Origin of the sequence: Aerosakkonema funiforme FACHB-1375, assembly GCF_014696265.1 — a bacterium.
Classification (GTDB): domain Bacteria; phylum Cyanobacteriota; class Cyanobacteriia; order Cyanobacteriales; family Aerosakkonemataceae; genus Aerosakkonema; species Aerosakkonema funiforme_A.
The window spans coordinates 1-22,749 of record NZ_JACJPW010000065.1 but is presented as its reverse complement, the minus strand read 5'-3'; the positions used below and the strand labels follow the sequence as shown (position 1 = coordinate 22,749).

Here is a 22,749-nt window from a genome sequence, read left to right as displayed (position 1 = left end):
ATTAAAGATTATGACCAACAAACAAATCGTCGATAGTCATTCACATAACAACGGGAACGGCAAAAACAACAGCGCTACTCAAGTAAAAGACTTAAATACCGTTTGGATTCCTCCTGAAGCAGTTTCCCCTGCGCCTCCACCTCCTGCCTTTGAACCCGATAACCAACCTATCCTCTTAGAAAGACCTTCTTGGTGGTCCCACGCCTTTGTTTGGTTAATTGTTTCCGTAAGCGGTACGGCTCTGCTTTGGGCAGCTTTTGCCCCCCTGGAGCAATCCGTACCGGCGACAGGAAAGTTGGAAGCCGAAGGAGCCGCCAAAGAATTGAAAGCGCCTAACGGCGGTGTGGTGCGGGAAATTTTAGTCAAAGATGGCGACGCGGTAACAAAAGGTCAATTGTTAGTGACACTCGACCCGACCGCACCCCAAGCAGACTTAGATTCCCTCCTCAAACAGCGCGAGACTCTGCTGCGGGAAAATCAGTTTTACAACGCTCAATTTACTGGCGCAAGCACCGTAGGCAGTCCGGAATTCCAAGCTTTAACCCAGTCTAGGGCTGCTCTCCTGGCCGAAAATCAATATTTAAAAGCACAGTTGAATGGGGCAAAAGTATCGGGCGGGCAAGGCGATTTTTTCGCCAACCAAGACGGGCTTTTAGCCGCTAGCCGCGCTGAATTGCGGTCTCGCGTAGAAGCGGCGCGATTGCAAGTTCAAGAGTTGCAAACTCAATTAGCTGAAGTGCAGGTGCAATTAGCGGCTACCGAAGCGCAATTGCCAACGGCTAATCAGCAATTGGCAGCGGCCAAAGATCGATTGACAATGGCTGGGGTGCAGCTGGAAACGGCTAAGGCGCAAGTACCGAGAGCGAAGGCGCAGTTAGAAATGGCTAAGGCTCAAGTCAGCAGTACTCAAGCTCGGTTACAAACGGCAAGGGCGCAAATACCAAATGCTTCTGCGCGAGTAGCAACGGCAGCAGCTCTGCTCAATAGTGATAAAGACCTGCTGAACAGGATCGAACCGGTCGCCCAAGCAGGTGCGCTGGCAGAACTGCAATTAAAACGGCAGCAGCAACAGGTGTTGCTGCGTCAAAATGAGTTGGCACAAAGCGAATCGGAAAGGTTGACGCGCCAAAGTGAGTTGGCAGCTACGGAAACGGAAATCTTGACCAGGCAAAATGAGATAACGGCAAGGGAAGCTGATGTTTTGTCTCGCTATCAGGAAATTGCTGCCATCCAAGCGGAAATTTCTAACCGTCAAGGTGAAGTTGCTGCCCGTGAAGGGGAACTTGTGAGAACTCAAGGTGAAGTTGAACGTTTGAAGGGAGAGAGACAACGCATCACGGTATCGATCGAGCGAGCTAAGCAACAGTTGAAAAATACTATCGATTTATCTGCAAAAGATATCTTCACTAAAATTGCCGATAACCACAAGCGCGTTGCAGATATTGACAGCCAACTAGGTAGGTTGAGGTTGGAAAATAAGAAAAAATTAGACGAGATCGAAAGCCAAATCCAGAAAGCAAAACAAGCTGTGCAATATCAGGAGTTGCGATCGCCTGTTGATGGTATTGTCTTCGATCTCAAACCAAATTCATCTGGATATGTTGTGAGAGCGATCGATTCCGAACCGGTGCTGAAGGTTGTACCTACCAATAAATTGGTGGCTAAGGTATACCTGACAAACCGCGATATCGGTCAGGTTGTGGATAGATTGAATAAGGACAAAGAATTGAAAGTGGAAGTGAATGTTGAATCGTTCCCATCCACAGAATACGGTACTATCACTGGAAAACTGACTTCAGTTAGTTCTGATGTTTTGCCTCCGGATCAACAGGAACAACGTCCTTATTACGCTTTCCCTGCCACAATAGAATTGGAAACTCAGACGTTGAAAATGGGCAATAGGGAAATTAAGCTCCAGCCCGGTATGGCAATTAATGCCAGTATCAAGGTGCGTAATCGCACAGTGCTGAGTATCTTTACAGAGTTGTTCCAAAAACAAGTAGATAGCTTAGAAAGTGTCAGATAAATTTTGGCGGATAGTTTGACAAAATCACCTAAGAGTGATATAATTACCGTTTTTGGGGCAGGGGACAGAAGGCAGGGGTTAAAGCCCTGCACCCCTGCCCCAAAATTTGTGAATGAGTCTCCACTGTAGTTGTGGTGGTAAAATCGTTTTTTTGGGGATAGGGTTCGATCGCATGGAAAATTGAGGACAGGCTAATGGCAAAAAAATATAAATATCTGCAAATATTGCTTTTAATTTTGTCTGTTCTGCCTGCGATTTTTCTAGGAAAATTAATTATAAAGTATGGTGTCAATGTGCCGTTCTTCGATCAATGGGGCGTGGCAAGATATATTAATAAATACTTTACTTCCGGTCTCACTTTCACAGACTTGCTAGCTCAGCATAATGAAACTCGCCCGTTTTTTCCCAGGATTGTTTTTATAAGTCTAGCATCTTTGACTCACTGGGATGTGAAATATGAGATGTTAGCGATCTTTTTAATGGCTTGCTTTATATCCTTCAACCTCTATTGTTTGAATAGATTAACAATAGGAGGAATGCTATGGAAAGGAATTCTGATATTTTTGCTATTTAACTTGCTAATTTTTTCCCCTGTCCAGTATGAAAATTGGCTTTGGGGATTCCAAATAGTTATCTTTATTCCCATGCTTTGTATAACAAGCTGTATTTTAATTGCTTACTCTCAACTTAGCTCTAAAGTAAAATTTTTAATTTGTATGTCCTTGGCTACTGTAAGTACTTTTTCTTTTGCTAATGGATTGCTTTCTTGGCTAGTTGTTTTCCCGGTTCTTGCTTTAAATACCTGGAAAGATTTAAGCAAAGAGAAATGGTTATTTACAGGATGGATAGCTGGTTTTACATTGAATGCAACGCTGTATTTTTATAATTATCAAAAACCGCCGCATCATCCAGGTATTTGGGATGGCGCAGTTCATTTACAAGCAGCGATCGATTACTTTTTCTGTTTCTGCGGTTCCGGGTTTGCTTTTGGTAATGTCAATCTAGCTAAAAATGTTGGTATGGCATTATTTAGCATTTTTATCGCTGTATGTATTTACTTAATTAAATGCAGAAAAGACTTCATTTTATGGCATCGCACAATAGGGTGGCTAACGATTGCGGCATACTCAATCAGTAGTGGATCGATCGCTACATTAGGAAGGGTGGGATTTGGTGTCGAGCAATCTATGGCTCCCAGATACACAACTTTTTCATTGTATCTACCTATATCTCTAGTGGCTTTGGTAGCAATTATCATTGATGATGCTGTCAGGAAACGCGATTTTTCAAAATCTAAATTATTGGTGAATTCAATTGGCTCGATCGCACTTATTTATTTACTTTTTTTGCATTCATTGTCGGTCAATATGGCAGTTAAAGAAATGAGTAATTGGAGGGTGGCGCGTTTACAAGGTAAAGGCTGTTTGTTATTTATAAATATTGTTAAAGAAGAAGAGTGCTTGGCGACAAGAGTAAATCCCAAGATTGCGAGAGTGAAGTTTTTGGCGAATAGGCTTAACAGCTTAGGCTATTTGCAGCCAGGTTTGGTAAAAAGTCCGAGAATACAAGATATTGAAGGAACTAAATTAAGTACTGCTGACGGTTATGGCTATGGGTGGTTTGATGGCCTTAGCAAAGTAAGTAATGATGAATATGTTACATCTGGATGGGCAAGGTTGCCAGAGAGAGAAGAACCAGCCGACGCAGTTATACTGACTTACGAAAAGGCAAACAATTATGATACCGCGTTTGCCTTGATTTATACAAGAATGAAAAGAGAGGATGTTGCCAAAGTTACGCAAAAAGACGCCTACTCTATGTCTGGGTGGCAAAAATCTTTTTCTGCAAGTAAACTGCCAAAGGGTCAGGTTAAAATAAATGCTTGGGCATTTGACGCCAATACAGGCAAGGCTTTTAAGCTAAACGGTACTCAAATAGTGCAAAATCTATGAAAGTTGTCAACACGGATATTCCCGATGTTTTGCTGATCGAACCGCAAGTTTTTGGAGATGCGCGGGGATTTTTCTTTGAAAGCTACAATCAGAAAGTATTTGCCGAAAAAGTCGGTACGACGGTGCATTTTGTGCAAGACAATCACTCCCGTTCTGGCCAAAACGTCCTGCGTGGGTTACACTATCAGATTCAACAACCGCAAGGGAAATTAGTGCGGGTAACTGTTGGCGAGATATTTGATGTGGCGGTGGATATCAGAAAAAGTTCGCCGACTTTTGGGCAATGGGTAGGTTATATGTTGAGTGCTGAAAACAAGCGCCAGTTGTGGATTCCAGCCGGTTTTGCCCACGGTTTTGCAGTTATTTCCGAAGTGGCTGAGGTGTTGTATAAAACTACTGAGTACTATGCACCGCAGCACGAAAGGTGTATTCTGTGGAATGACCCGGATTTGGCGATCGCATGGCCTTTAGCAGCAACTCCAATTTTATCCGCTAAAGATCGAGCCGGTCAACCATTTAAAACAGCAGAAGTATTTTCATGAGGCGAATTTTAGTAACAGGCATTGCCGGACAGTTGGGACAAGAATTGCAAAAGACACTTGCGCCTGTGGGTAAAGTAATCGGCGTGGGACGCGAAACGATCGATTTAACTCAGCCAGATGCGATTCGTCAGACAATTAATGAAGTTAAACCAGATGTAGTTGTGAATGCAGCTGCATACACGGGGGTGGATAAAGCCGAAAGCGAACTGGAGTTAGCAGAGGCTATTAATGCGATCGCTCCCGGTATCATAGCTCAAGAATGTCAAAAATTGGGCATTCCCCTGATTCACGTTTCCACCGATTACGTTTTTAATGGTAGCCAAAGCCAACCTTACCGCGAAACTGACCCCACCAATCCGATCAATGCCTATGGAAAAACTAAACTTGAAGGGGAAATCGCTATTCAGCAAAACTGCCAAAACCATATTATCCTGAGAACTGCTTGGGTTTATGGCGTTGGTGGCAAAGTTAACTTTGTTAAAACTATGCTGAGATTGGGGGGTGAACGGGAAGAAATTCGTGTAGTTGCCGACCAAATTGGTAGCCCCACTTGTACAGCTGATTTGGCTGGCGCAATTACCCAATTGATTCCTAAATTTCAACCAGAAATTGCCGGAATTTACAACTACACAAATAGCGGTGTTGCCAGTTGGTATGATTTTGCTGTTGCTATCTTTGAAGAAGCAAAACAGTTAGGCTGGAATTTGAAAATTCAGCGCGTAATTCCGATTACGACACCAGAATATCCCACTCCGGCGCGTCGCCCCGCCTATTCGGTTCTCTCCTGTGCGAAAATATCAGCAGTCCTGGGAACTTATCCCCCTCATTGGCGACAGGGATTGCGAAATATGTTAGCCGAACTTTACACCCAAACTTATGAAAGCACTAATTCTATCCGGCGGTAAAGGAACTCGTCTGCGACCTCTCACTTACACGGGTGCGAAACAACTCGTTCCCGTCGCCAATAAACCAATCCTTTGGTACGGAATTGAAGGTATTGTCGCAGCTGGCGTTACCGATATCGGTATTATTATCAGTCCGGAAACTGGCGAGGAAGTGAAAACTAAAACTGGAAATGGGGAACTTTTCGGCGCAAAAATTACGTACATCCTTCAGGAACAACCAGCAGGTTTAGCCCACGCAGTTAAAGTCGCCCAACCATTTTTAGGTGACTCGCCCTTCATTATGTATTTGGGCGATAATTTGATTCAAAGCGATTTAAATCTATTTTTGGAAAGGTTTAAATCGCAGCAGACAGATGCTTTAATTCTGCTGCGACAAGTTTCTAATCCATCGGCTTTTGGTGTGGCAGAAGTTGATGGGAATGGACGAGTTTTGCATTTGGTGGAAAAACCGAAAGTTCCGCCTTCTAATTTGGCGCTGGTGGGAATTTACTTTTTTGCTAAGACGATTCACGATGCGATCGCCTCTATTCAGCCCTCTGCCCGTGGCGAATTGGAAATCACTGACGCCATTCAATGTTTGATCGATCGACAGAAAAAAGTAGAAGCTTGTCAGTTAGAAGGTTGGTGGTTAGATACCGGGAAAAAAGACGATTTGTTAGAAGCAAACCGGATTATTCTCGATACTACTTGTCTCACAAAATCTATTGAAGGTGAAGTAGATACCCAAAGTCAGGTAATTGGGCGGGTGCAAATTGGGCAAGGAACTAAACTTGTTAATTGTACTGTTCGCGGCCCAGCTATTATCGGTAGGGATTGCTATTTAGAAGATTGTTTTATTGGCCCTTACAGTAGTATTGGCAATAATGTCACTTTGATTGATGTTGAAGTCGATCACAGTGTCATTTTACAAAGTGCTAAAGTGGTAGGAATTCATCAACGCATTGTTGATAGCGTGATCGGACAACGCGCCCAGTTAACAGTAACTCCCCAACGCCCAAAAGCTTTGCGCTTTATGATTGGCGATGACAGTCAAATTGAACTAACGTGATTTACTTCGTAACGGTTAACTATTATTCCAGCGGTTTTATCGCTGATTTAATCAGTTCAATTCGTAGGGGTGATTTTGACAAACAATCTGGCGGACAGACAGACAATGCAGATACACCCGCCCTTAAAATTATTGTCATCAATAATTCGCCTGATGATGAATCATTGTATGATTTGATAGATGATAATATCCTGATTCTTGAAGCTGGAACTAATCTCGGTTTTGGGAAAGCCTGCAATTTAGGATTAAACTGGATTTATACTCAAGACTCCCAGGCGATTGTTTGGATTATAAATCCCGATACACAGCTACTTCCGGGCGCTTTAGAGAAAGTGCCAGCTTTTTTTACGGCAAATCCGCAGCTTTCAATTGTCGGTACGATCGTCTACACGCCAACTGGTGAAGTTTGGTTTGCTGGCGGCGAATTTATTGAAAAAAATGGGGCAATTATCTGCAAAACAACTTTAAACGATCGCACAACTTTGGCATATTTAGAAACTGATTGGGTTAGCGGTTGCAGTTTATTACTAAATTTACAACATTTTCAGACTTGTCCTCAATTCGATCCAGATTACTTCCTTTATTATGAAGATTTTGATTTTTGCAGACGCTACGCCAAAGAGGGACATTTAATTGCGATCGCACCTCAAATTGCCGTAGTTCACCAACCTTCGTCAATTACTGGCAAAAATATTTTAACCAAATTTAAGCACAGTACCTACAGCTATTTATTAACTGTCGGACGTTATAGCAAAAAAACAATTTTAATCCTGAGATTGACTCGGCTTGTTTTCCATGCCATCATCTTAATGCCAGTCAAACCGCAAATTGGTTTTGGTAAGCTTCACGGGGTATGGCTTTATTTGAGGAGAGTGTTTACTTGAATCGATTGTTGTTAAACTTGTCCTTTTTAATGACTAAACCAACGGGGATTAGTACTTATGCTTTTAATCTATTTCCTCATCTAAAATTACTAAACCCAACTTTATTAGTATCTCGGAATATAGACAATTTTGACTGCTACCCAGTCCCGCCAAACTTAACACCGGAACAAGGTACAAAAGGTAACTTGTCGCGCATTCTGTGGACGCAGTTACAATTGCCAAAAATTTACCAAAACCTGAAGGCAAATCTGTTATTTTCCCCGCTTCCGGAAGCGCCAGTATTTTCGGGTTGTCGATATGTTGTAACGGTTCATGACTTGATTCCCCTGCGTTTTCCAAGGCGATTTTCACCTTTAACTAACTACAGTCGGTATTTGCTTCCTCTGGTGTTGTCAGAAGCGCAGCATATTATCTGCGACTCGGAATCAACTGCGAAGGATGCGATCAGTTTTTTCCATATTCCGGAACGGAAAGTTACGCCTGTTCTGTTAGCGTATGATGCCGATCGCTTCCGGTTTTTAGATTTACCAAGTCGCAATTATTTTCTGTACATCGGCAGACACGATCCGTATAAAAATATACTACTTCTGATCGAAGCTTTTGCTCTTTTACCCAACAGCGACGATCGGGAATTGTGGATAGCCGGATCGTTTGACAAACGCTTCACTCCGACTTTAAAAGCAGCTGCGGAACAGTTGGGAATATGCGATCGCATCAAATTTTTGGAATACGTTCCTTATGGGGAATTACCTACAATAATCAATCAAGCGATCGCACTCGTTTTTCCCAGCCTTTGGGAGGGATTCGGACTTCCCGTTTTGGAAGCGATGGCTTGCGGTACTCCCGTGATTACCTCCAATCTTTCCTCAATACCTGAAGTTGCTGGCGATGCGGCTATTTCGATCGATCCCTACAACGTGGGAGAAATTGCAGAAGCGATGCACGCGGTGGCGGAGGATGCGGAGTTGCGATCGCGCCTGCGTCAAGCTGGTTTGGCGAGAGCAAAATTATTCAGTTGGGAAAAAACCGGACAAGCTACCGCTGCCATACTACAACAATATCTATAAAAAAATAGATATTTGTTAGTTTAATAAATTATTTTTTATACCCTATAACCGCAGACTTTAGATAGTATTTATCTACCAAAAGGTACAGCAAAGCATCATATTAATTATCACCTGCGGGGGAAGATTCCGTTAGCAATTTAATCGTAACTTTAAGAAAGATTAGTAAAGTCCGATCGCAAGGAAACAAGAATTATGAATAAGCAACCTGATGAAAATCGCGACCCGATTTCCGGTGAAACAGGCGCACATCCAGTAGAGACAGGTATTGGTGCTGGCGCAGCTGGCGTGATTGGAACCGCTGTAGGCGTTGCGGTGGGTGGCCCAGTCGGAGGCGCAATTGGCGCAGCGGTTGGCGCGGTAGTAGGCGGTTTGACCGGCAAAGCAGTTGGCGAAGCAATTGACCCCACAGTAGAAGATGCTTACTGGCGCGATAACTACACCTCTCGGCCTTATGTAGAATCGGATTACAGTTACGATGACTACGCACCCGCCTATCGCACCGGCTATGAAGGTTACGGTCGCTACTACGGTAGAAGTTACGATGAAGTCGAACCAAATTTGCGACGCGACTACGAAACGAACCGTCGCAATCCAAACTTAAGCTGGGAAAAAGCTAAGCGGGCAACTCGCGACGCATGGGACAAAGTTGAACGCGCTATTCCCGGCGACATTGACAAAGACGGAAAGTAACGCGCAATCCGGTTGTATACCATCTTTTGAATTTTTGAGATAAACATTAGACCTCTTGAGAAAAGAATCTCAGGGACAGGCAAGATGCCTATCCCACAAGAGTTTTTGGAGAGGTCTAATAAATAAAGGCGGTTATCGCACCCAAGAAAATCTAAAAACAGTTGACACTGCTGAGAAAGTGTATTATAGTTGTATTACAACAGGAACTGAGCAAGGTTGAATTCCGCCAAGGTGGCGACCTGCATTCCAGATGCGCGGGCTTTAGGGTTCGATTCCCTACCTCAAAACGCTTGCCGCTTGTCCTGTTGTAAAATTTTTTACTAGGGGTTAGGGGTTAGGGGTTAGGGGTTAGGGGAAGAAGTGGTTATAATCAAAGGGTTGACGAATTAATAACGTTCTAACCGCCAAGGCGGTTGCTATAATTGCCTTTTTTGTTAGCATTTGATTTAATTAAAGACCTCTGATACTTTCCAGGGGTTGATTAATTGCAGAAATTCCGTTGACTGACTATTCAAAATTTGGAGTTAAATTTTCCATCTTTTATTCGGGGAGTAGATGTCCGGGAAGTTAAAGAAACAGAAATTTGTTCGATCGCCTTTTGTAAAACTTGTTTGTTGAGTTGATATTCGGAAGAGTTGACATCAGTAACATTACTGTCTGAGACTCTATTAAAACTGGTGTTATTACTCAATTTATTGTTGAGGATATCGAGTTGAGCATCCAGGATTTTCGGGCGTTTTTCGTACCAAGAAGCGATCGCAACGGAGAGTTTTTCGATATCGTCGGGTACGGAATTGATTAACTTAGTTAAGCTGGCGATATCTTGAGGAGTAAATAAGCGCGATCGCTTATCCTTTAATAATTCAATAAAAGCTTCCAGGTTTTGTTCGTCAAATGACATAGTTCAGACTCCTAGAGATCGATCGCATAAAACCCTACTCTATATTAAGGTGACTCAAAAGGCTTAGTATTATCTTATCAGCGATCCTGCTGGGAGTGCGATCGCTCTTTTTCTGGTTGCTGAGGTACAGAAAATTCTGTACTTTGAGAACTAGATATTTTCCGGGGTTCAGTTTGAAGGTTTTCTTGCGCCTGAGAATTGCCTAAAATGAAATTAATAGTACGAGCGATCGCACTTTTCTCATGTTTCTGAATATATCCCATTATTATGGCAGCGATTGCAACTCCCACTAAACCAGCGCCTAAGCTGAATAGCACAGAAATAGTTAAATTATGTGGCGGATTTAAACCGAAAGATGGTTGAAAATGAACCGGAATAAAGGTAAGATTTTGCTTTGTATCTTGTTCAATTAGATAAGGTGATGCAGTTGCAGCAACTCCGGCAAAACCTATTCCTACACCGACGATGGCTATTGTAGTTTGCAAGTTGCGATCGCGTTCTTTTTCTTGGATTTCATTTTTTTGGAGGGTAATTTGCAGTTGGCGATCGCGTTCTTTTTCTGCAAGTTCATTATTTTGGAGGGTAGTTTGCAGTTGGCGATCGATCTCTGCTTGTTCTATTTCTACAATTCCCCTAATAGATGCGATCGCTTTGTCTAGTAACCCAGAACCATGCACGAAATAGCCTAATTTTCCTTCAATTTGCTCTTGAAAGTAGCGGCTGTTTTTTTGGCTGAATTTGATTAAGAATATCAGTTGCTTATTTAAGCTTCTTTTAGAGTTTAATTTGATTTTTTCTCCTATTCTGTCAATAGTATCTAAGTAATTGCGATCGTTTAATCCAATGGTGTGGCGGTAATCTTCTAAATCTCGCAGCATTTGAGCGTATTCTAGCGCCATTTTCGGAAGTTCTTTCAGTTGTGTCTTTAATTGTTTTAATTCTTCTTCGCTCAAATTTACTTGCGTGGACAACTCATTTATTTTATCAATTTGGTTTTCGATTTTTTGGTAATCATCCGCAATTACCATTTTTACATATCGACTATTTTTATAAGATTGGATAATTTTATGCCGGTAAAATAATAATATTAAGAAATCTTGATAGCAGTCTCCAAATTTCGCTTCTGTTTCTGGGTGAGTAAATAACCAAACAATCACATGAATGTAACTATCTGGTTGGTTAGGATTACCGTATTCAAAAATCGGACTACCGAAGAGTTCACCGTCGCGATCGAGCCCTAGATTGTTATGATATTCTGATGGGATAAAATTTTGAACGCACTTATCGGCTAATTCTCGAATAAACTGCTCGCCTTCTCGCTTCTGTGCTATAGTTAACTTTGCTGTAATTAGTAAAGTTTGCCCTAGAGAACTTTGGACAAAATTTGGCAGCAAGCAGTTCAGATGAAATTTTCCCAAATCGGTGATGTCTATGTCTTGATATTTGTCGCTAGGGGTTGGTTCTGGACAACCGATGTTTAAACCAAAAGCGTAACTATCGCTAAGATTCAGAGGATGAACAAAACCTTTAACAATTAATGGTTCGATATCGGGATTGTTGGGATTTTCTTCTAAATAAACTTCGCCTTCGATCGGGATAGAATAATTTGTTGTCGCGTGTAAATCTGGTAGCGATTTTACCTGAAAATTTTTTAATATTTCCAGGTATCTCTCCTTCAAAGAATCGAGATTGTTTGCAGTTGGCGTGGTGTTGAAACCCTCAAGCAAATGAAAAGCAAACAAGTAAATATTCGGTTCGGAAAGTCGCTCACCCATTTTTTTCATCCTGTGCTTTTTTTAGGGCATCAAGTTTTTGCTGAACGGTTTTTCTAACTTCTCGAAAAGTATTGTCTAAATTGTCAGGAAGTGGTTCGATCGGATGGTCGAGTTTTATTTGTCGCAAAGAATCGCTAATAATTTTTCCTAACGGCTGACGTTCGCTACACCAATCAATAATAAGATCGACCGCTTGTTCAATTTCATCATCTGGCAATTCAGCTAGACTTTTATTAAGAAGAGGTAAGTCTTGCATGGCTTGAGGGAAAGCAGAAAAATTATTTTTCAGCAGTTCTAGAAAAGCTTGAAGAATTTTGTTAGAATCCATAAATTGATTTGCCCTGAAAGTTGTTAAAGTCCGATCGCACAGAAAGCCGCCCAATAAGCGGGATCTTCAAAAGGGAAAGCTGGATTACCGTTTAATTTTAACCATCGTTCGATTCCTTCTCGGCGTTTTGTATCCAATTTTAAAGTATCCAGTTCCTTGAGCAAGTCTTCTCTGGACAAATTCCGCAGCCAGTTTTGAGCTTTTTTGAGGGCGACTGGAACGCTAAGGCTGGGTTGTTCTGTCAATTCTCGATAAAAGCGAATCAGCAGAAAAGCCGTAGACAAGTCACTCACCGACCACAAACTACAGACGACGCCGGGACTACCTGCAACTAGGAAACCGCTGGGTAAGCCGATATATTCATCGCTGAGGCTACTAAAATCGGTAATTCCCGTTTCGCAAGCAGAGAGGACGACTAGGCGACAGGCTCTCAAGTCGAGGTCAAAAATATCTGCTAAAGTGAGGCATTGTTTCAAGTCTAGAGTTTTGTTATTTTTTAGAGGTAAATAGCGATTAGGGTCTGGATTTGGTGGCGGTGGAGGTAATTCGCAGTCAGCTAAAAGTAACGCAGAAAGCAAGGGATTTTCAAAGTTAAAATAGCCGTGACAGGAGAAGTGGATGCAGTCAGCGATGCTGAGACGGTTATTATCTATAACTGCTTTTTTAGCCGCAGTTTCGATCAGGATATCTTGAGGGTTGAAGTGCTGCTGAATAGTTTGCACTTCTAAGTTGGCATAAGTTAGATCTTTGGTGGGGTTTTGGATGGCGAACAGGTGAGAAAAATTGGGGCGTTGTCGCATTTGCGCTCTTTGCAGCAGTTGACAACTGGGAGCATAACTAACGCCTTGAGGGAATCTGTCGAGCAAGCAATAACTATTATTATGTGCTGTTTTCGTAAGGTTTAACGCATGAAGCGGGAACAGATGCAGGAAGCGGTGGGGAATTAACACCAGTTTATCGACTGTGGGAGGGACGAGTTTGATAATTTCATCAAGGTGCAAAATTTCCGCAAGGCGTTGCAGGCGAGTCGCTAAATTTTGCCGCCACTGAGTTTTGTTTGCGTCTTTTTCGTCAGTGTAATCGGTCAGATATTCTATAGCCCAGTTTCCTAAGTCTTTCAAATCTTGTTCGGAAGATTGCCAGAGTTGAATTTGAGGCGAAGTTGATGTAATGACAAAGGTGGCAAATTTATCCTCAGTAATATACCACTCTATAATTGCCGTATTATCGGCCACTAAGGATTGAATCTCGCTGTGCAGAATTGGTTCAACTTTTTGGGTAAAGCTGAAGTTGGGATCGAATGGTTTGATTTGTTCTAGGACGCTATCTAGCTGCTGTTGGAGTTTTGTTAGTTCGTCGCGCAATTGCTTTTGGGTGTCGTTGTTCGACTCCGAGAGTTGGCTGGTAGATTTTTGTCCTAACTGGCGCTGGATGGCGGGGATGTCTCGCCGCAGGCTATCGAGTCGAGTCAAAATTTCTTGGGGAATGTCGCCTTTGGGGTAGAGGTCGCGGTTGGCAAGGAGTTCGACCAGGTTGCGGGCTTTGCTGCGTTCTGCGGTTTCAACTGCTTTGGTTAAATTTTGGGCATTGATGCAGGCTTGTAACATTCGGAAATAAACTTCAATCGCATTTTCTTGAATCTCTCGCTTGGCAGCTTCTGTTCCTGCCCAATCGCGACTTTGTTCGACGGCTGCAATCGCCTTCTCGTAGCCGTAGATGGCGTTATTCCAGTCTTGGAGTTCAAAAGCGAGGTTGCCGAGGTTGCGTCCTGTGTCAAGGCAATCTAGGGGGAAGGCTGAGGGAGTGCGAATTTCTAGGGCTTGTCGGTAACATTTGATCGCTTTTTCGATATTATCTACCTTGTCTCCTTTGATTCTGTTACGGTAGGCATTTGCCACATTATTTTGCATCATTGCCCATTTTTCGGGAAACGCATCGCGGGTGTAAACGGTGAGGGCGGCAGTGTAATATGCGATCGCTTTTTCCAGGTTATCTGCTTTTTCCCCTTTGATTCTATTTCTGTAGGCAACTGCCAAATTATTTTGCGTCCCTGCCCAATCTTGGGGAAAAGCTTCGCGAGTGCGAACTTCCGATGCGGCGGTGTAGGATGCGATCGCTAATTCTAGGTTATCTGCTTTTTCCCCTTTTATTCTATTTTGGTAGGCATTTCCCAGATTATTTTGCGTCATTGCCCAATCTTGGGGAAAAGCTTGGCGAGTGTAAACTTCCAATGCGGCGGTGTAGGATGCGATCGCTAATTCTAGGTTATCTGCTTTTTCCCCTTTTATTCTATCCCAGTAGGCATTTCCCAGATTATTTTGCGTCGTTGCCCATTCTTGGGGAAAAGCTTCGCGGGTGTAAATGGTGAGTGTGGCGGTGTAAAATTCGATCGCTTGTTCGAGATTGTCTGCCTTCTCTCCTCTGATTCTGGAATGGTAGGCAATTGCCAGATTATTTTGCGCCGTTGCCCATAGTTCGCTGCCAGGTTCCAGATTGTTTAAAACTATTTGATAACCAGCGATCCCAATTTCAATATTATTCGCTCTCTTCCCTCGCGGAAAGCCACTAATATGAATACTCAAATTTCCAATAATGGGGATAATCTCTCTAGTTGCTTCTGGATGTTTGGCAATTAAATTCACAGCCACTTGATTTAAAATTGCCGCAAAACGGACATTGAGAAGATGCTTCCCTCTGTCTAAAATCGGGTAAACTACCGAAATATCTCTATAGCTTTCTTCTGCGTGCAATAATTCTAGGATAAACTCTACATACTTCTCGGTATTTTCCCCTTCAGAGTTATCGCCATCTTCCTCATCATTCATCCCCAAAAATTCCCCTAGCTGACTGGCAACACTTCGCAAAAAATCAGCTTCATTCTGTTTTCCTTCCTCTGCCAACCCTGCCGCCACTGCCTCGCAAACTTGCACAAACCCCAAATCCAGCAATTCCGAGTTTGCCTGTAAAATCTGCGGTTCCTCACCGTTAGGACAACTCAGCAGCGCTTCAATCAGATTCACGTAAGCTTGAATGCGGGTTTCATCCATGACGACCAGGGGTAGCAAATGACACCAAAATCCATCTTATCATACTTGTGGGTGCGTGAATAGAAACCCGGTTTCTTGGAGAAACCGGGTTTCTGGAATTACCAAATGCGAGCGATTGTAGAGATGCGATCGAGTTAAGTTTACACCCCCGAACGAACAATGCGCTCCCCATTTTAGAAACCCCGCCTAGAAACCCGGTTTCTCCAAGAAACCGGGTTTCTGGAATTACCAAATGCGAGCGATTGTAGAGATGCGATCGAGTTAAGTTTACACCCCCGAACGAACAATGCGCTCGGCATATTAGAAACCCGGTTTCTCCAAGAAACCGGGTTTCTAGTCATCGTTTCTAGTCATCTATTCCTCAAATGTAAAATTCTTGATAACCTTTTCACCATCCAAATTAGATTCTACAAAGCCACGGTAAGCATCTGCTGAGGGTAACTGCGATCGCACTCCCTCTAATTTAGGTAAAGTACCGGGTCGCAAATCGATATATTCTTGATAGCTGGAAAACTCCCAATCTTCTGCTTTTTGAACTATATTAGCACGAACGGGGTTTAAGTGTATATATCGAGTTAGATGCAATAAATATTCTTCTCTATCTACATGAATTGCCTGAAATCGTCCCTGAAAAAGCGAACCTGTTCTCTCATAACGTTTATTAATAGCTTTAGTGTAAGAAAGAGAAAACGCTTGCATTAAATCTGAAAATTTATCTGTTTGGAGGTAAACTAATAAATGATAATGGTTAGGCATGAGACAATAAGCTATTATATCAGTGCCGTTAGCTATTAAGTGATTTCTTAATTGACGTAAGAAATAAACATAGTTTTCACGCTCAAAAAAGATTAGTTGTCGGTTATTGCCTCGGTTATAAACATGGTAATAATTACCCGCTTGCAAGATAATTTCGCGACGTGGCATATCAGAGGGTGGGTGATTGGCTAGAAACCCGGTTTCTCCAAGAAACCGGGTTTGTGACAATTTTAAAGGTTGAGGCGATCGTCTGGCAATAAAAAACCGAATTTCTTCATTTTAAAGGGGCGACTAGAAACCCGGTTTCTTGAAGAAACCGGGTTTCTAAAACCAAAAGGGTTTCCGGAATTACCGAATGCGATCGCCGCTAGTTTGTTGTATTTTAATAGATGTGTCACAATTGAGGGAACAACCATCAACCCAACTAACGAACAAGCGCAAGCCTGTCTGCGCGTCTGTCAGATGTTGTCGAACGGCTACCGGAACATTGAGCTATTCCGTTTTAATCCCCAAACGGGAATTGTATTCATTTTTGCCAGCGAAGAACTGCAAATTATCATACCAACTAACGGAATCTGGAGGTTTTTAGATGAAACCGAATTTTGAAAAAATGACCAGAAAAGAGTTAAGAGAATATGCGATCGCGCATCGTGGCTATGAAGATATTGATGAAGTTTTGAACATTTTATATAGTCGTCGCAGTCCTGATTCAGAATCTATCTGGTTTCACCCACCAAAAACCAAAGAAGAAGAACAAGAACAATTTGAATTATTTAACCGAATAATTGAAGAAAAAACTAGAAAGAAAGAGGCGGAAAGTTGAGGGTTTAGGGAGTGCGATAATACTACGCATCGCTACGCGATCGCACATAAAATTGTAGAGGTTCATAGTTGTGCGATCGCTTTAACAATAGACATCTCCAAAAAACCTTGTAGAGATGTTTTATGAAATGTCTCTACAAGGGTTATAGGTGGCGCTCACTGTCAAGAAGTTGTCGTTGCTGAATCTCGATCGCTCTCAACATTTTCTGGTTTTTCTTCCGGAAAATTCAGCAAACGCTTTGCTCTCCTCAAACGGGACTGATATAGAGGCGAGCGTCGATTCTCTTCTTCTAATTGGGCAATTATTTCATCCAGAATCAAGATATTAGCATCAGCTCGTTTGCAGATTTCCTGCACTCTAGCCGATCTTTCCTTAACTTTCTCAATGCTAGGCGGTTGTGGTTTATCGGTCATCATATATTCCAATCCCTTTTTATCTCTTGTGTACTTGCTGTTAAGGCATCTAACGTAGCCTGAGCTTCTGCGATCGAACGGTCTAGTAAATCCAGCATAGCAGGAGTAGCGGTTGGTTGGATTTCTGCAATTTGTCCCAAAAGTCTGTAAAACCGCGAGTAGTATGTATCTGCTCTTTCTCTGATATTCTGTAGTTGTTCTAGGTCGATCGATGTTGCTTCTGTTTCGCCATACTGTTGTGCGATCGCAAATTCTGTAGCTTTTGCTTGATGAATAATTTTTAGCAACCGTCCTTGCAAGTTGAAAACCGTATTTGTCGTTTCTTCTGGTAATTCTGCCATTGCACCCGCTCTTTCAAAATCTACATTTAATAGGTTACAGCAAAACTACGCAAAATTATCCCAAAACATCATCTCCACTAATACTAATATCTGTAAAAGCCTGGATATCTAAACTTTAATCATAGTTTAATTATTCTATCACTTCTAACACCGCCTTGGGTAAAAGCTTATCTTTAAACCAGATAATCTTTGCAGTAGTATCGCTCACCTTCACACCAGCTTTTTCCAAATTCAATCTTTCCGAAATTGCCAATATCAAATTATCGCAATCAGCCTTTCGCGCTTGGGCAAATTTCTTTTGCAAGTACTCGGGACGCCAGTAACCAACTATTTCTAATAAATAACTTCTACCATCAGGATGCACGAGGCGAAAATCGGGAATAATCACACTACCGGGAATGGGAATCAGGTCAACTTCTCTCTCTAAAACCCAATCGGTTTTTAAGGAATCCCATCTGTCCGCAAATGATGCTTCCAGCATACTATCGTAAGGTTTACCGGGTGGGTAATGAGTTACTAAACCGCAATCGGAATTTAAAGTGAATCTGCCAATTTTTTCTTTGCCAGTGAAAAGATCGCGAGTTTGCAGGGTGGCGCTGAGACTCCATTTGGTGACGTGCAACAAAGCAGGGATAAGTTTGGCGATCGCTAACCCATATCTTGTGCTAGGCTTAAACAAGCTAGTCGGGCCATCAATCGTAATCGTAAAACCGTGATCGGCATCGCCTTCAATATATGCCATCAATTGAAATAGTTTGAGATAGCGAAACAACAGCTTATATTCACCCGGAACATTGCGATGAGCGTTCAGAGTCATTTGACTGGCGCGATAAAAAATTCCCTGCACTTGCGATAAATTGTAACGATGCAATAAACTTTCAGCAGCAGGAGCATCAAACTGTGTTAAAATACGATTTTCTTGCAAATCCGCATACAAACCAGTGCGAATTTGCTCCGGCAGAACTTCGCGATTTAATTCTTGACTGAGTTTATCTGCTAAAGTTGAAAGAGTTTGGCTAGTCGCGTGTAAACTAGGAATTGATTGAGCCGATAAAGCAAACACTCGATCGCGCAATTCTTGGGGTGACAAAGGACTGACAACCTCAAAAGTAGAAAAGCTGCTTTTGAGCAGATGCGCCAATCCGCGAATGATGCGATAATCCGGTCGATCGCCCTCAAATTCCTGCAATTGATTATCCAATTCTCCTTGAGTTTTACCGACAGCTTCCTCAAAGCAAGTAATCAGATCGATCGCTAATTCCAAATTGCGATCGTCAATCTTCAGGTGTTTCGGAATTATCGTCTCCCCATTTTGCCGGTGACTCAGCAACTCGCTTGGTAACATTTCGATTTTGGATTTTAGATTTGGGATTTTGGATTGAATTGGAAGATTGCTTATTCGTGGTTGAATAATTAACTTCGGATGACTCAGCCGCTAAATAACCACCTTGCTGACTAACCTCATAAATCGGTTTAGAAGGCACAATTTCCAACTGCCGATAATTCTTATCTTCCTCTTTTCCTTTGCGTCCTTTGCGTCTTTGCGGTTCGTTCTTCTTCTCCACACCTCGCCGACGGTCAGAAGTATTTTCCTCACTCGTATTTTCCGCCACCACCTCATACAGCAAAGCACGTTTATTTTTATCGTTACCTTTACGCAAAACCCGACCCAATCGCTGAATAAACTCCCGCTGCGAACCAGTACCCGATAAAATAATGGCAATACTAGCAGCCGGAACATCAACACCTTCATTGAGAACGTGAGAAGCGACTAAAGTTTTGTATTCCCCCTCGCGAAAGCGCGTTAAAATTTCGTGGCGTTCTTTGACAGGAGTTTGATGAGTAATCGCCGGAATTAAAAAATCTTGAGAAATGCGATAAACTGTGGCATTGTCCGCCGTAAATATGAGAATGCGTTCCGGGTAATGTTCCCCAATCAAATTGCCGAGAATTCGCAACTTGCTATCAGTGCAAAGAGCAATTTCTCTCGCTTCCCGGTGAGCTAGCATAGCACGGCGACCGGCAGGAGATCTAGCACTCATTCTGACAAACTGTTGCCAACCTTCCAAACTGCCTAAATGAATCTTTTCTGCTTTCAAAAAATCATTGCGAATTTTGATTAACTCATTGTAGCGATCGCGCTCATTTTGCGATAACTTTACCTTAATCGGGATCACCTCATGCTGCGCTAGCGCTAATCCAGCCAATTCCTCCGCCGTTTTGCGATAAACGACCGACCCTATGAGACGATCGAGATCGCTATGCTTACCATCCGATCGATCTGGAGTTGCAGTCAGTCCCAAACGATAAGGTGCGATCGCATATTCTGCAATTACCCGATAAAATTCCGTTGGTAAATGGTGACACTCATCAAAAATCAACAAAGCATAACTATTCCCCAAAGCCTCAGCATTAATCGCCGCACTATCGTAAGTAGCGACAAGAATAGCAGTTCGATCGCGCGAACCGCCACCCAACAACCCCACCTCCGCATCGGGAAAAGCCGTCACCAATTGCGCGTACCACTGGTGCATCAAATCCAAAGTCGGTACTACAATCAGCGTACTGCGAGGCGTTGCCTGCATCGCCAATTGCGCCAAATAAGTCTTACCAGCAGCAGTCGGAAGCACCACCACCCCCTGACGTCCGGCAGATTTCCACGCCATCAACGCCTCGCTTTGGTGCGGGTAGGGTTCCATTTCCACACTGGGGACGAGTTCCAGTGGCGCAAATGCCTTCGCCTCGTCGATAAAATCAGTTTTTTCCGCTTGCAGAGCTTCTACAAGCGATCGATAGTGGATAGCAGGGATGCGAAACTTCTCCACTCTGTCATCCCAAGTAGCGTATTCTACCCAAATTTTTCCTCTGGGAGGGGGATGCAAAATCAGGGTGCCCCTGTCAAAAGATAATGTGGGGATACGAGCCATTACTTCTGCACATTTTGGTTCATCCCGACAATTTTACAGGACTTATGCAACTGATATCATATCCAATCCCATCCATTGTATAAAAATCGCTTTCTTATCTGCGTTTATCTGCGTTTATCTGTACTCATCTGCGGTAAAAATTTAACCATCGTTTCCTATTAGTCAAAAAGAATAGGTTGGGTTTCACTTTGTCAAACCCAACCTACCTATAAGTTTTGTTTTACCAAATTTTAGACATCAGAAATTGGGAAACTTCTGCGTGCGCCAACACGACATCGGGCGATCGCTGGAGAGCGTTGGCGTACCTGCTCTGGAAGGCATTGCCTGTTTCTATGGGGCTAAGTAGCGTGCGGGCAGATGCGATCGCATTTTTAACATCTTCCAGCACTATTGGCTCGTCAGATGCGAGTATCTCATCAATTTGCACAACTAGCTCAGAAAGAGGATGCAGCCAACTAAATTGCTGGTGATGAACGATCAGTTGTAGCAATTCTCCGCCCGATACTCGCCCGCGAACTTGTTCGTAAGCGATGCGTTCTGTTTCCAACAGCACTTGATGAAGGTGTAGCAATTTGTTACGCAGAGTACGCAGATGTTGGTGCGTCGGTTGTAGAAGAGTTTTAGAAGTCAATTGAACCCATCCTCCCGTTACGATAATCTTCAAAGGCTTGGATAATTTCTGCTTCTGTGTTCATCACAAATGGGCCGTAGCGCACAACTGGCTCGTTGAGAGGAACGCCAGCAATCAGTAACACAGAAAGCGGTGAGGTAGCATCCGATCGATTGGCGATCGTCACTTCTGAGCCGTCTTGTGCAAACATAATCATTTGTGCGTCTAAGCCACGTTCTTTTTCCTCACCGAATAAGCCTTCACCATCAATTACATATGCGAAGGCATTGTATTCTTTCGGCACCGGCTGAACGATCGTTGCACCGGGTTGCAGTGTAAAGTGCAAGTACATTATGGGAGTCCGCGTTTCGATCGCCGCACGCACACCGAGAGCTTCCCCAGCAATCACTTTGACTCGCACCGCGCCATCATCTGTTTGTGCGATCGGAATGCGATCGGCAGTAATCTCTTGATAGCGAGGCTGGATCATCTTGTCCCGTCGAGGCAAGTTCACCCACAGTTGCAGTCCGTGAACTCGTCCGCCAATGTCGGCAAATTCTTGTGCGGGCATCTCTGAGTGTACGACACCGGCTCCTGCCGTCATCCACTGCACATCGCCTGGGCCGAGCTTTCCGGAACGTCCTTGGGAATCTTTGTGTTCCAAGCTACCTTCAATTACGTAGCTAACCGTCTCAAATCCTCTGTGGGGATGATCTGGCGCTCCTTTCGCTTGACCCGGCTTGAGTTCGATCGGCCCTAATTCATCCAGGAGCAGGAATGGATCGAAGTGCGAAAAGGAACTCTTCGGGAACGGACGGCGCACGCGAAAACCCTCACCCTCAAGTGTTTCGACGCTGTTGACGATGCCGGCGACGGTACGGATCTTTTGGGTTTGAACTGCCATGTGTTTCCTCCTTGCTACTGCTGTATGCGGCGATCGAGTTTTATATGATTAATCATATACTAGCACAAACTTATATAGGAAGTAACAGATAAAATTTGTGCAGAGAACCACAGGCAAAGGGAAACGATGTTATGTCACTAGCACACGTAATTTTGGGACTGCTTCAGCAAGAAGAGATGACAGGCTATGACCTGAAAACAAGCTGCTTCGATCGATGTATTGCCCATTTGTGGCCCGCAGATCAGGCACAAATCTACAGAACCCTCGATAAACTGGTAGAGCAAGGTTGGATTACCTGCACGATTGAGATACAGCACGATCGCCCCAACCGCAAGGTCTACACAGTAACGGAAACGGGGAAAGCGGAATTACTCAGATGGCTGGACAGCCCACAGCCCTTGCCAATAGTTCGAGACCCCTTACTCGTGCAGCTATATTTTGCCGCCCAGCTACCGAACGAAGCGATCGTTCACCTGCTAGAGCAGCAAGTAGCGGCTCGCCGCGCTAAGCTGAGCGAGTGCGAAACGATCGAACTCCCACCGCTTGGGGATGAATCTGCCAGCCGTTTTGAGGTAATGCAGCGCCTAGTGTTGGAACTGGTGACGCGAAAAGAACAAACTTACATAAACTGGCTAGTAGAAGCGATCGATGTCATTAAACAGCGATCGCTAAAAGAAAGGGGCTAGGGGTTAGGGGCTAGGGGCTAGGGAAAAGCGAAGAGGGAGACAGAAGAGGGAAGAGAGAAGAGGGAAAAGATTTATTCTCCCGCTCCCCCGCTCCCCCGCTCCCCCACTCCCCCATTCCCCCACT

The 22,749-nt window shown here is 43.5% G+C and carries 22 protein-coding genes; 11 read left to right on the top strand and 11 right to left on the bottom strand.

All coding sequences use genetic code 11. From position 1 onward, the window contains the following. Window positions 1-10 precede the first annotated feature (10 nt). The 8 genes from H6G03_RS22805 (at window position 11) to H6G03_RS22770 (ending at window position 9,114) form a co-directional block, all read left to right on the top strand. On the top strand, window positions 11-2,026 hold the full coding sequence (locus H6G03_RS22805) for an HlyD family efflux transporter periplasmic adaptor subunit (RefSeq protein WP_190468955.1): 2,016 nt from the start codon (window positions 11-13) through the stop codon (window positions 2,024-2,026). Between the two features lie 194 nt (window positions 2,027-2,220). Further along, window positions 2,221-3,978 carry a hypothetical protein gene (locus H6G03_RS22800; RefSeq protein ID WP_190468953.1) on the top strand — a complete coding sequence of 586 codons (1,758 nt, stop codon included), beginning with the start codon at window positions 2,221-2,223 and terminating at the stop codon, window positions 3,976-3,978. Beyond that, window positions 3,975-4,520 (top strand): dTDP-4-dehydrorhamnose 3,5-epimerase, encoded by a 546-nt coding sequence (rfbC, locus tag H6G03_RS22795; protein WP_190468950.1) that lies wholly within the window; start codon window positions 3,975-3,977, stop codon window positions 4,518-4,520. Before H6G03_RS22800 ends, rfbC begins: the two co-directional genes overlap by 4 nt. Further along, on the top strand, window positions 4,517-5,425 hold the full coding sequence (rfbD, locus tag H6G03_RS22790; protein WP_190468947.1) for a dTDP-4-dehydrorhamnose reductase: 909 nt from the start codon (window positions 4,517-4,519) through the stop codon (window positions 5,423-5,425). The genes rfbC and rfbD overlap by 4 nt, the downstream gene beginning before the upstream one ends. Further along, on the top strand, window positions 5,397-6,473 hold the full coding sequence (locus H6G03_RS22785) for a glucose-1-phosphate thymidylyltransferase (protein ID WP_190468942.1): 1,077 nt from the start codon (window positions 5,397-5,399) through the stop codon (window positions 6,471-6,473). Before rfbD ends, H6G03_RS22785 begins: the two co-directional genes overlap by 29 nt. Then, on the top strand, window positions 6,470-7,357 hold the full coding sequence (locus H6G03_RS22780) for a glycosyltransferase (RefSeq protein ID WP_190468941.1): 888 nt from the start codon (window positions 6,470-6,472) through the stop codon (window positions 7,355-7,357). Before H6G03_RS22785 ends, H6G03_RS22780 begins: the two co-directional genes overlap by 4 nt. Window positions 7,358-7,386: 29 nt before the next feature. After that, the gene (locus H6G03_RS22775; protein ID WP_242060453.1) at window positions 7,387-8,424 is read left to right on the top strand and encodes a glycosyltransferase family 4 protein; all 1,038 of its coding nucleotides are present in this window, start codon (window positions 7,387-7,389) and stop codon (window positions 8,422-8,424) included. Between the two features lie 192 nt (window positions 8,425-8,616). Beyond that, window positions 8,617-9,114, top strand: a complete 498-nt coding sequence (locus H6G03_RS22770) for a hypothetical protein (RefSeq protein ID WP_190468935.1) — start codon at window positions 8,617-8,619, stop codon at window positions 9,112-9,114. A 511-nt stretch (window positions 9,115-9,625) separates the two neighbouring features. Here the strand turns inward: H6G03_RS22770 and H6G03_RS22765 are convergent. The 5 genes from H6G03_RS22765 to H6G03_RS22745 form a co-directional block, all read right to left on the bottom strand. After that, the gene (locus H6G03_RS22765; RefSeq protein WP_190468933.1) at window positions 9,626-10,015 is read right to left on the bottom strand and encodes a hypothetical protein; all 390 of its coding nucleotides are present in this window, start codon (window positions 10,013-10,015) and stop codon (window positions 9,626-9,628) included. Between the two features lie 77 nt (window positions 10,016-10,092). Continuing rightward, window positions 10,093-11,799, bottom strand: a complete 1,707-nt coding sequence (locus H6G03_RS22760; RefSeq protein ID WP_190468930.1) for a hypothetical protein — start codon at window positions 11,797-11,799, stop codon at window positions 10,093-10,095. Then, window positions 11,783-12,118 carry a hypothetical protein gene (locus H6G03_RS22755; RefSeq protein ID WP_190468927.1) on the bottom strand — a complete coding sequence of 112 codons (336 nt, stop codon included), beginning with the start codon at window positions 12,116-12,118 and terminating at the stop codon, window positions 11,783-11,785. The genes H6G03_RS22760 and H6G03_RS22755 overlap by 17 nt, the downstream gene beginning before the upstream one ends. 23 nt (window positions 12,119-12,141) lie before the next feature. Next, window positions 12,142-15,165, bottom strand: a complete 3,024-nt coding sequence (locus tag H6G03_RS22750; RefSeq protein ID WP_190468924.1) for a CHAT domain-containing protein — start codon at window positions 15,163-15,165, stop codon at window positions 12,142-12,144. Window positions 15,166-15,519: 354 nt separating this feature from the next. Next, window positions 15,520-16,089, bottom strand: a complete 570-nt coding sequence (locus tag H6G03_RS22745; protein WP_190468921.1) for an REP-associated tyrosine transposase — start codon at window positions 16,087-16,089, stop codon at window positions 15,520-15,522. Window positions 16,090-16,158: 69 nt separating this feature from the next. On the opposite strand from H6G03_RS22745, the gene H6G03_RS37345 reads away from it, so the two are divergent. Beyond that, window positions 16,159-16,527, top strand: coding sequence for a DUF6888 family protein (locus tag H6G03_RS37345; RefSeq protein WP_199315430.1), 369 nt, complete (start codon window positions 16,159-16,161; stop codon window positions 16,525-16,527). After that, window positions 16,511-16,744 (top strand): DUF6887 family protein, encoded by a 234-nt coding sequence (locus tag H6G03_RS22735; RefSeq protein ID WP_190468918.1) that lies wholly within the window; start codon window positions 16,511-16,513, stop codon window positions 16,742-16,744. Before H6G03_RS37345 ends, H6G03_RS22735 begins: the two co-directional genes overlap by 17 nt. 161 nt (window positions 16,745-16,905) lie before the next feature. Here H6G03_RS22735 and H6G03_RS22730 read toward each other — a convergent pair whose 3' ends face one another. From H6G03_RS22730 to H6G03_RS22705, 6 genes are all read right to left on the bottom strand, one after another. Then, the gene (locus H6G03_RS22730; RefSeq protein WP_242057158.1) at window positions 16,906-17,160 is read right to left on the bottom strand and encodes a hypothetical protein; all 255 of its coding nucleotides are present in this window, start codon (window positions 17,158-17,160) and stop codon (window positions 16,906-16,908) included. After that, window positions 17,157-17,498, bottom strand: coding sequence for a hypothetical protein (locus H6G03_RS22725; protein WP_190468915.1), 342 nt, complete (start codon window positions 17,496-17,498; stop codon window positions 17,157-17,159). Before H6G03_RS22725 ends, H6G03_RS22730 begins: the two co-directional genes overlap by 4 nt. A gap of 130 nt (window positions 17,499-17,628) precedes the next feature. Then, window positions 17,629-18,843 (bottom strand): DUF790 family protein, encoded by a 1,215-nt coding sequence (locus H6G03_RS22720; protein ID WP_190468912.1) that lies wholly within the window; start codon window positions 18,841-18,843, stop codon window positions 17,629-17,631. After that, window positions 18,773-20,425, bottom strand: coding sequence for a DEAD/DEAH box helicase (locus H6G03_RS22715; protein WP_190468909.1), 1,653 nt, complete (start codon window positions 20,423-20,425; stop codon window positions 18,773-18,775). The genes H6G03_RS22720 and H6G03_RS22715 overlap by 71 nt, the downstream gene beginning before the upstream one ends. 220 nt (window positions 20,426-20,645) lie before the next feature. Then, window positions 20,646-21,056, bottom strand: coding sequence for a hypothetical protein (locus tag H6G03_RS22710; protein ID WP_190468906.1), 411 nt, complete (start codon window positions 21,054-21,056; stop codon window positions 20,646-20,648). Next, window positions 21,046-21,939 (bottom strand): pirin family protein, encoded by an 894-nt coding sequence (locus H6G03_RS22705; RefSeq protein ID WP_190468903.1) that lies wholly within the window; start codon window positions 21,937-21,939, stop codon window positions 21,046-21,048. The genes H6G03_RS22710 and H6G03_RS22705 overlap by 11 nt, the downstream gene beginning before the upstream one ends. Before the next feature lie 131 nt (window positions 21,940-22,070). On the opposite strand from H6G03_RS22705, the gene H6G03_RS22700 reads away from it, so the two are divergent. Continuing rightward, a complete protein-coding gene (locus H6G03_RS22700) occupies window positions 22,071-22,625 on the top strand; it encodes a PadR family transcriptional regulator (protein ID WP_190468900.1) in 555 nt (184 codons plus the stop codon). Window positions 22,626-22,749 lie beyond the last annotated feature (124 nt).

What these genes read in the sequence shown, in the direction of transcription:
- H6G03_RS22805 (WP_190468955.1), top strand. Translation starts at nt 11, where the DNA reads ATGACCAACAAACAAATCGTCGATAGTCATTCACATAACAACGGGAAC.
- H6G03_RS22800 (WP_190468953.1), top strand. Translation starts at nt 2,221, where the DNA reads ATGGCAAAAAAATATAAATATCTGCAAATATTGCTTTTAATTTTGTCT.
- rfbC (WP_190468950.1), top strand. Translation starts at nt 3,975, where the DNA reads ATGAAAGTTGTCAACACGGATATTCCCGATGTTTTGCTGATCGAACCG.
- rfbD (WP_190468947.1), top strand. Translation starts at nt 4,517, where the DNA reads ATGAGGCGAATTTTAGTAACAGGCATTGCCGGACAGTTGGGACAAGAA.
- H6G03_RS22785 (WP_190468942.1), top strand. Translation starts at nt 5,397, where the DNA reads ATGAAAGCACTAATTCTATCCGGCGGTAAAGGAACTCGTCTGCGACCT.
- H6G03_RS22775 (WP_242060453.1), top strand. Translation starts at nt 7,387, where the DNA reads ATGACTAAACCAACGGGGATTAGTACTTATGCTTTTAATCTATTTCCT.
- H6G03_RS22770 (WP_190468935.1), top strand. Translation starts at nt 8,617, where the DNA reads ATGAATAAGCAACCTGATGAAAATCGCGACCCGATTTCCGGTGAAACA.
- H6G03_RS22765 (WP_190468933.1), bottom strand. Translation starts at nt 10,015, where the DNA reads ATGTCATTTGACGAACAAAACCTGGAAGCTTTTATTGAATTATTAAAG.
- H6G03_RS22760 (WP_190468930.1), bottom strand. Translation starts at nt 11,799, where the DNA reads ATGAAAAAAATGGGTGAGCGACTTTCCGAACCGAATATTTACTTGTTT.
- H6G03_RS22755 (WP_190468927.1), bottom strand. Translation starts at nt 12,118, where the DNA reads ATGGATTCTAACAAAATTCTTCAAGCTTTTCTAGAACTGCTGAAAAAT.
- H6G03_RS22750 (WP_190468924.1), bottom strand. Translation starts at nt 15,165, where the DNA reads ATGGATGAAACCCGCATTCAAGCTTACGTGAATCTGATTGAAGCGCTG.
- H6G03_RS22745 (WP_190468921.1), bottom strand. Translation starts at nt 16,089, where the DNA reads ATGCCACGTCGCGAAATTATCTTGCAAGCGGGTAATTATTACCATGTT.
- H6G03_RS22735 (WP_190468918.1), top strand. Translation starts at nt 16,511, where the DNA reads ATGAAACCGAATTTTGAAAAAATGACCAGAAAAGAGTTAAGAGAATAT.
- H6G03_RS22730 (WP_242057158.1), bottom strand. Translation starts at nt 17,160, where the DNA reads ATGATGACCGATAAACCACAACCGCCTAGCATTGAGAAAGTTAAGGAA.
- H6G03_RS22725 (WP_190468915.1), bottom strand. Translation starts at nt 17,498, where the DNA reads ATGGCAGAATTACCAGAAGAAACGACAAATACGGTTTTCAACTTGCAA.
- H6G03_RS22720 (WP_190468912.1), bottom strand. Translation starts at nt 18,843, where the DNA reads ATGTTACCAAGCGAGTTGCTGAGTCACCGGCAAAATGGGGAGACGATA.
- H6G03_RS22715 (WP_190468909.1), bottom strand. Translation starts at nt 20,425, where the DNA reads ATGGCTCGTATCCCCACATTATCTTTTGACAGGGGCACCCTGATTTTG.
- H6G03_RS22705 (WP_190468903.1), bottom strand. Translation starts at nt 21,939, where the DNA reads ATGGCAGTTCAAACCCAAAAGATCCGTACCGTCGCCGGCATCGTCAAC.
- H6G03_RS22700 (WP_190468900.1), top strand. Translation starts at nt 22,071, where the DNA reads ATGTCACTAGCACACGTAATTTTGGGACTGCTTCAGCAAGAAGAGATG.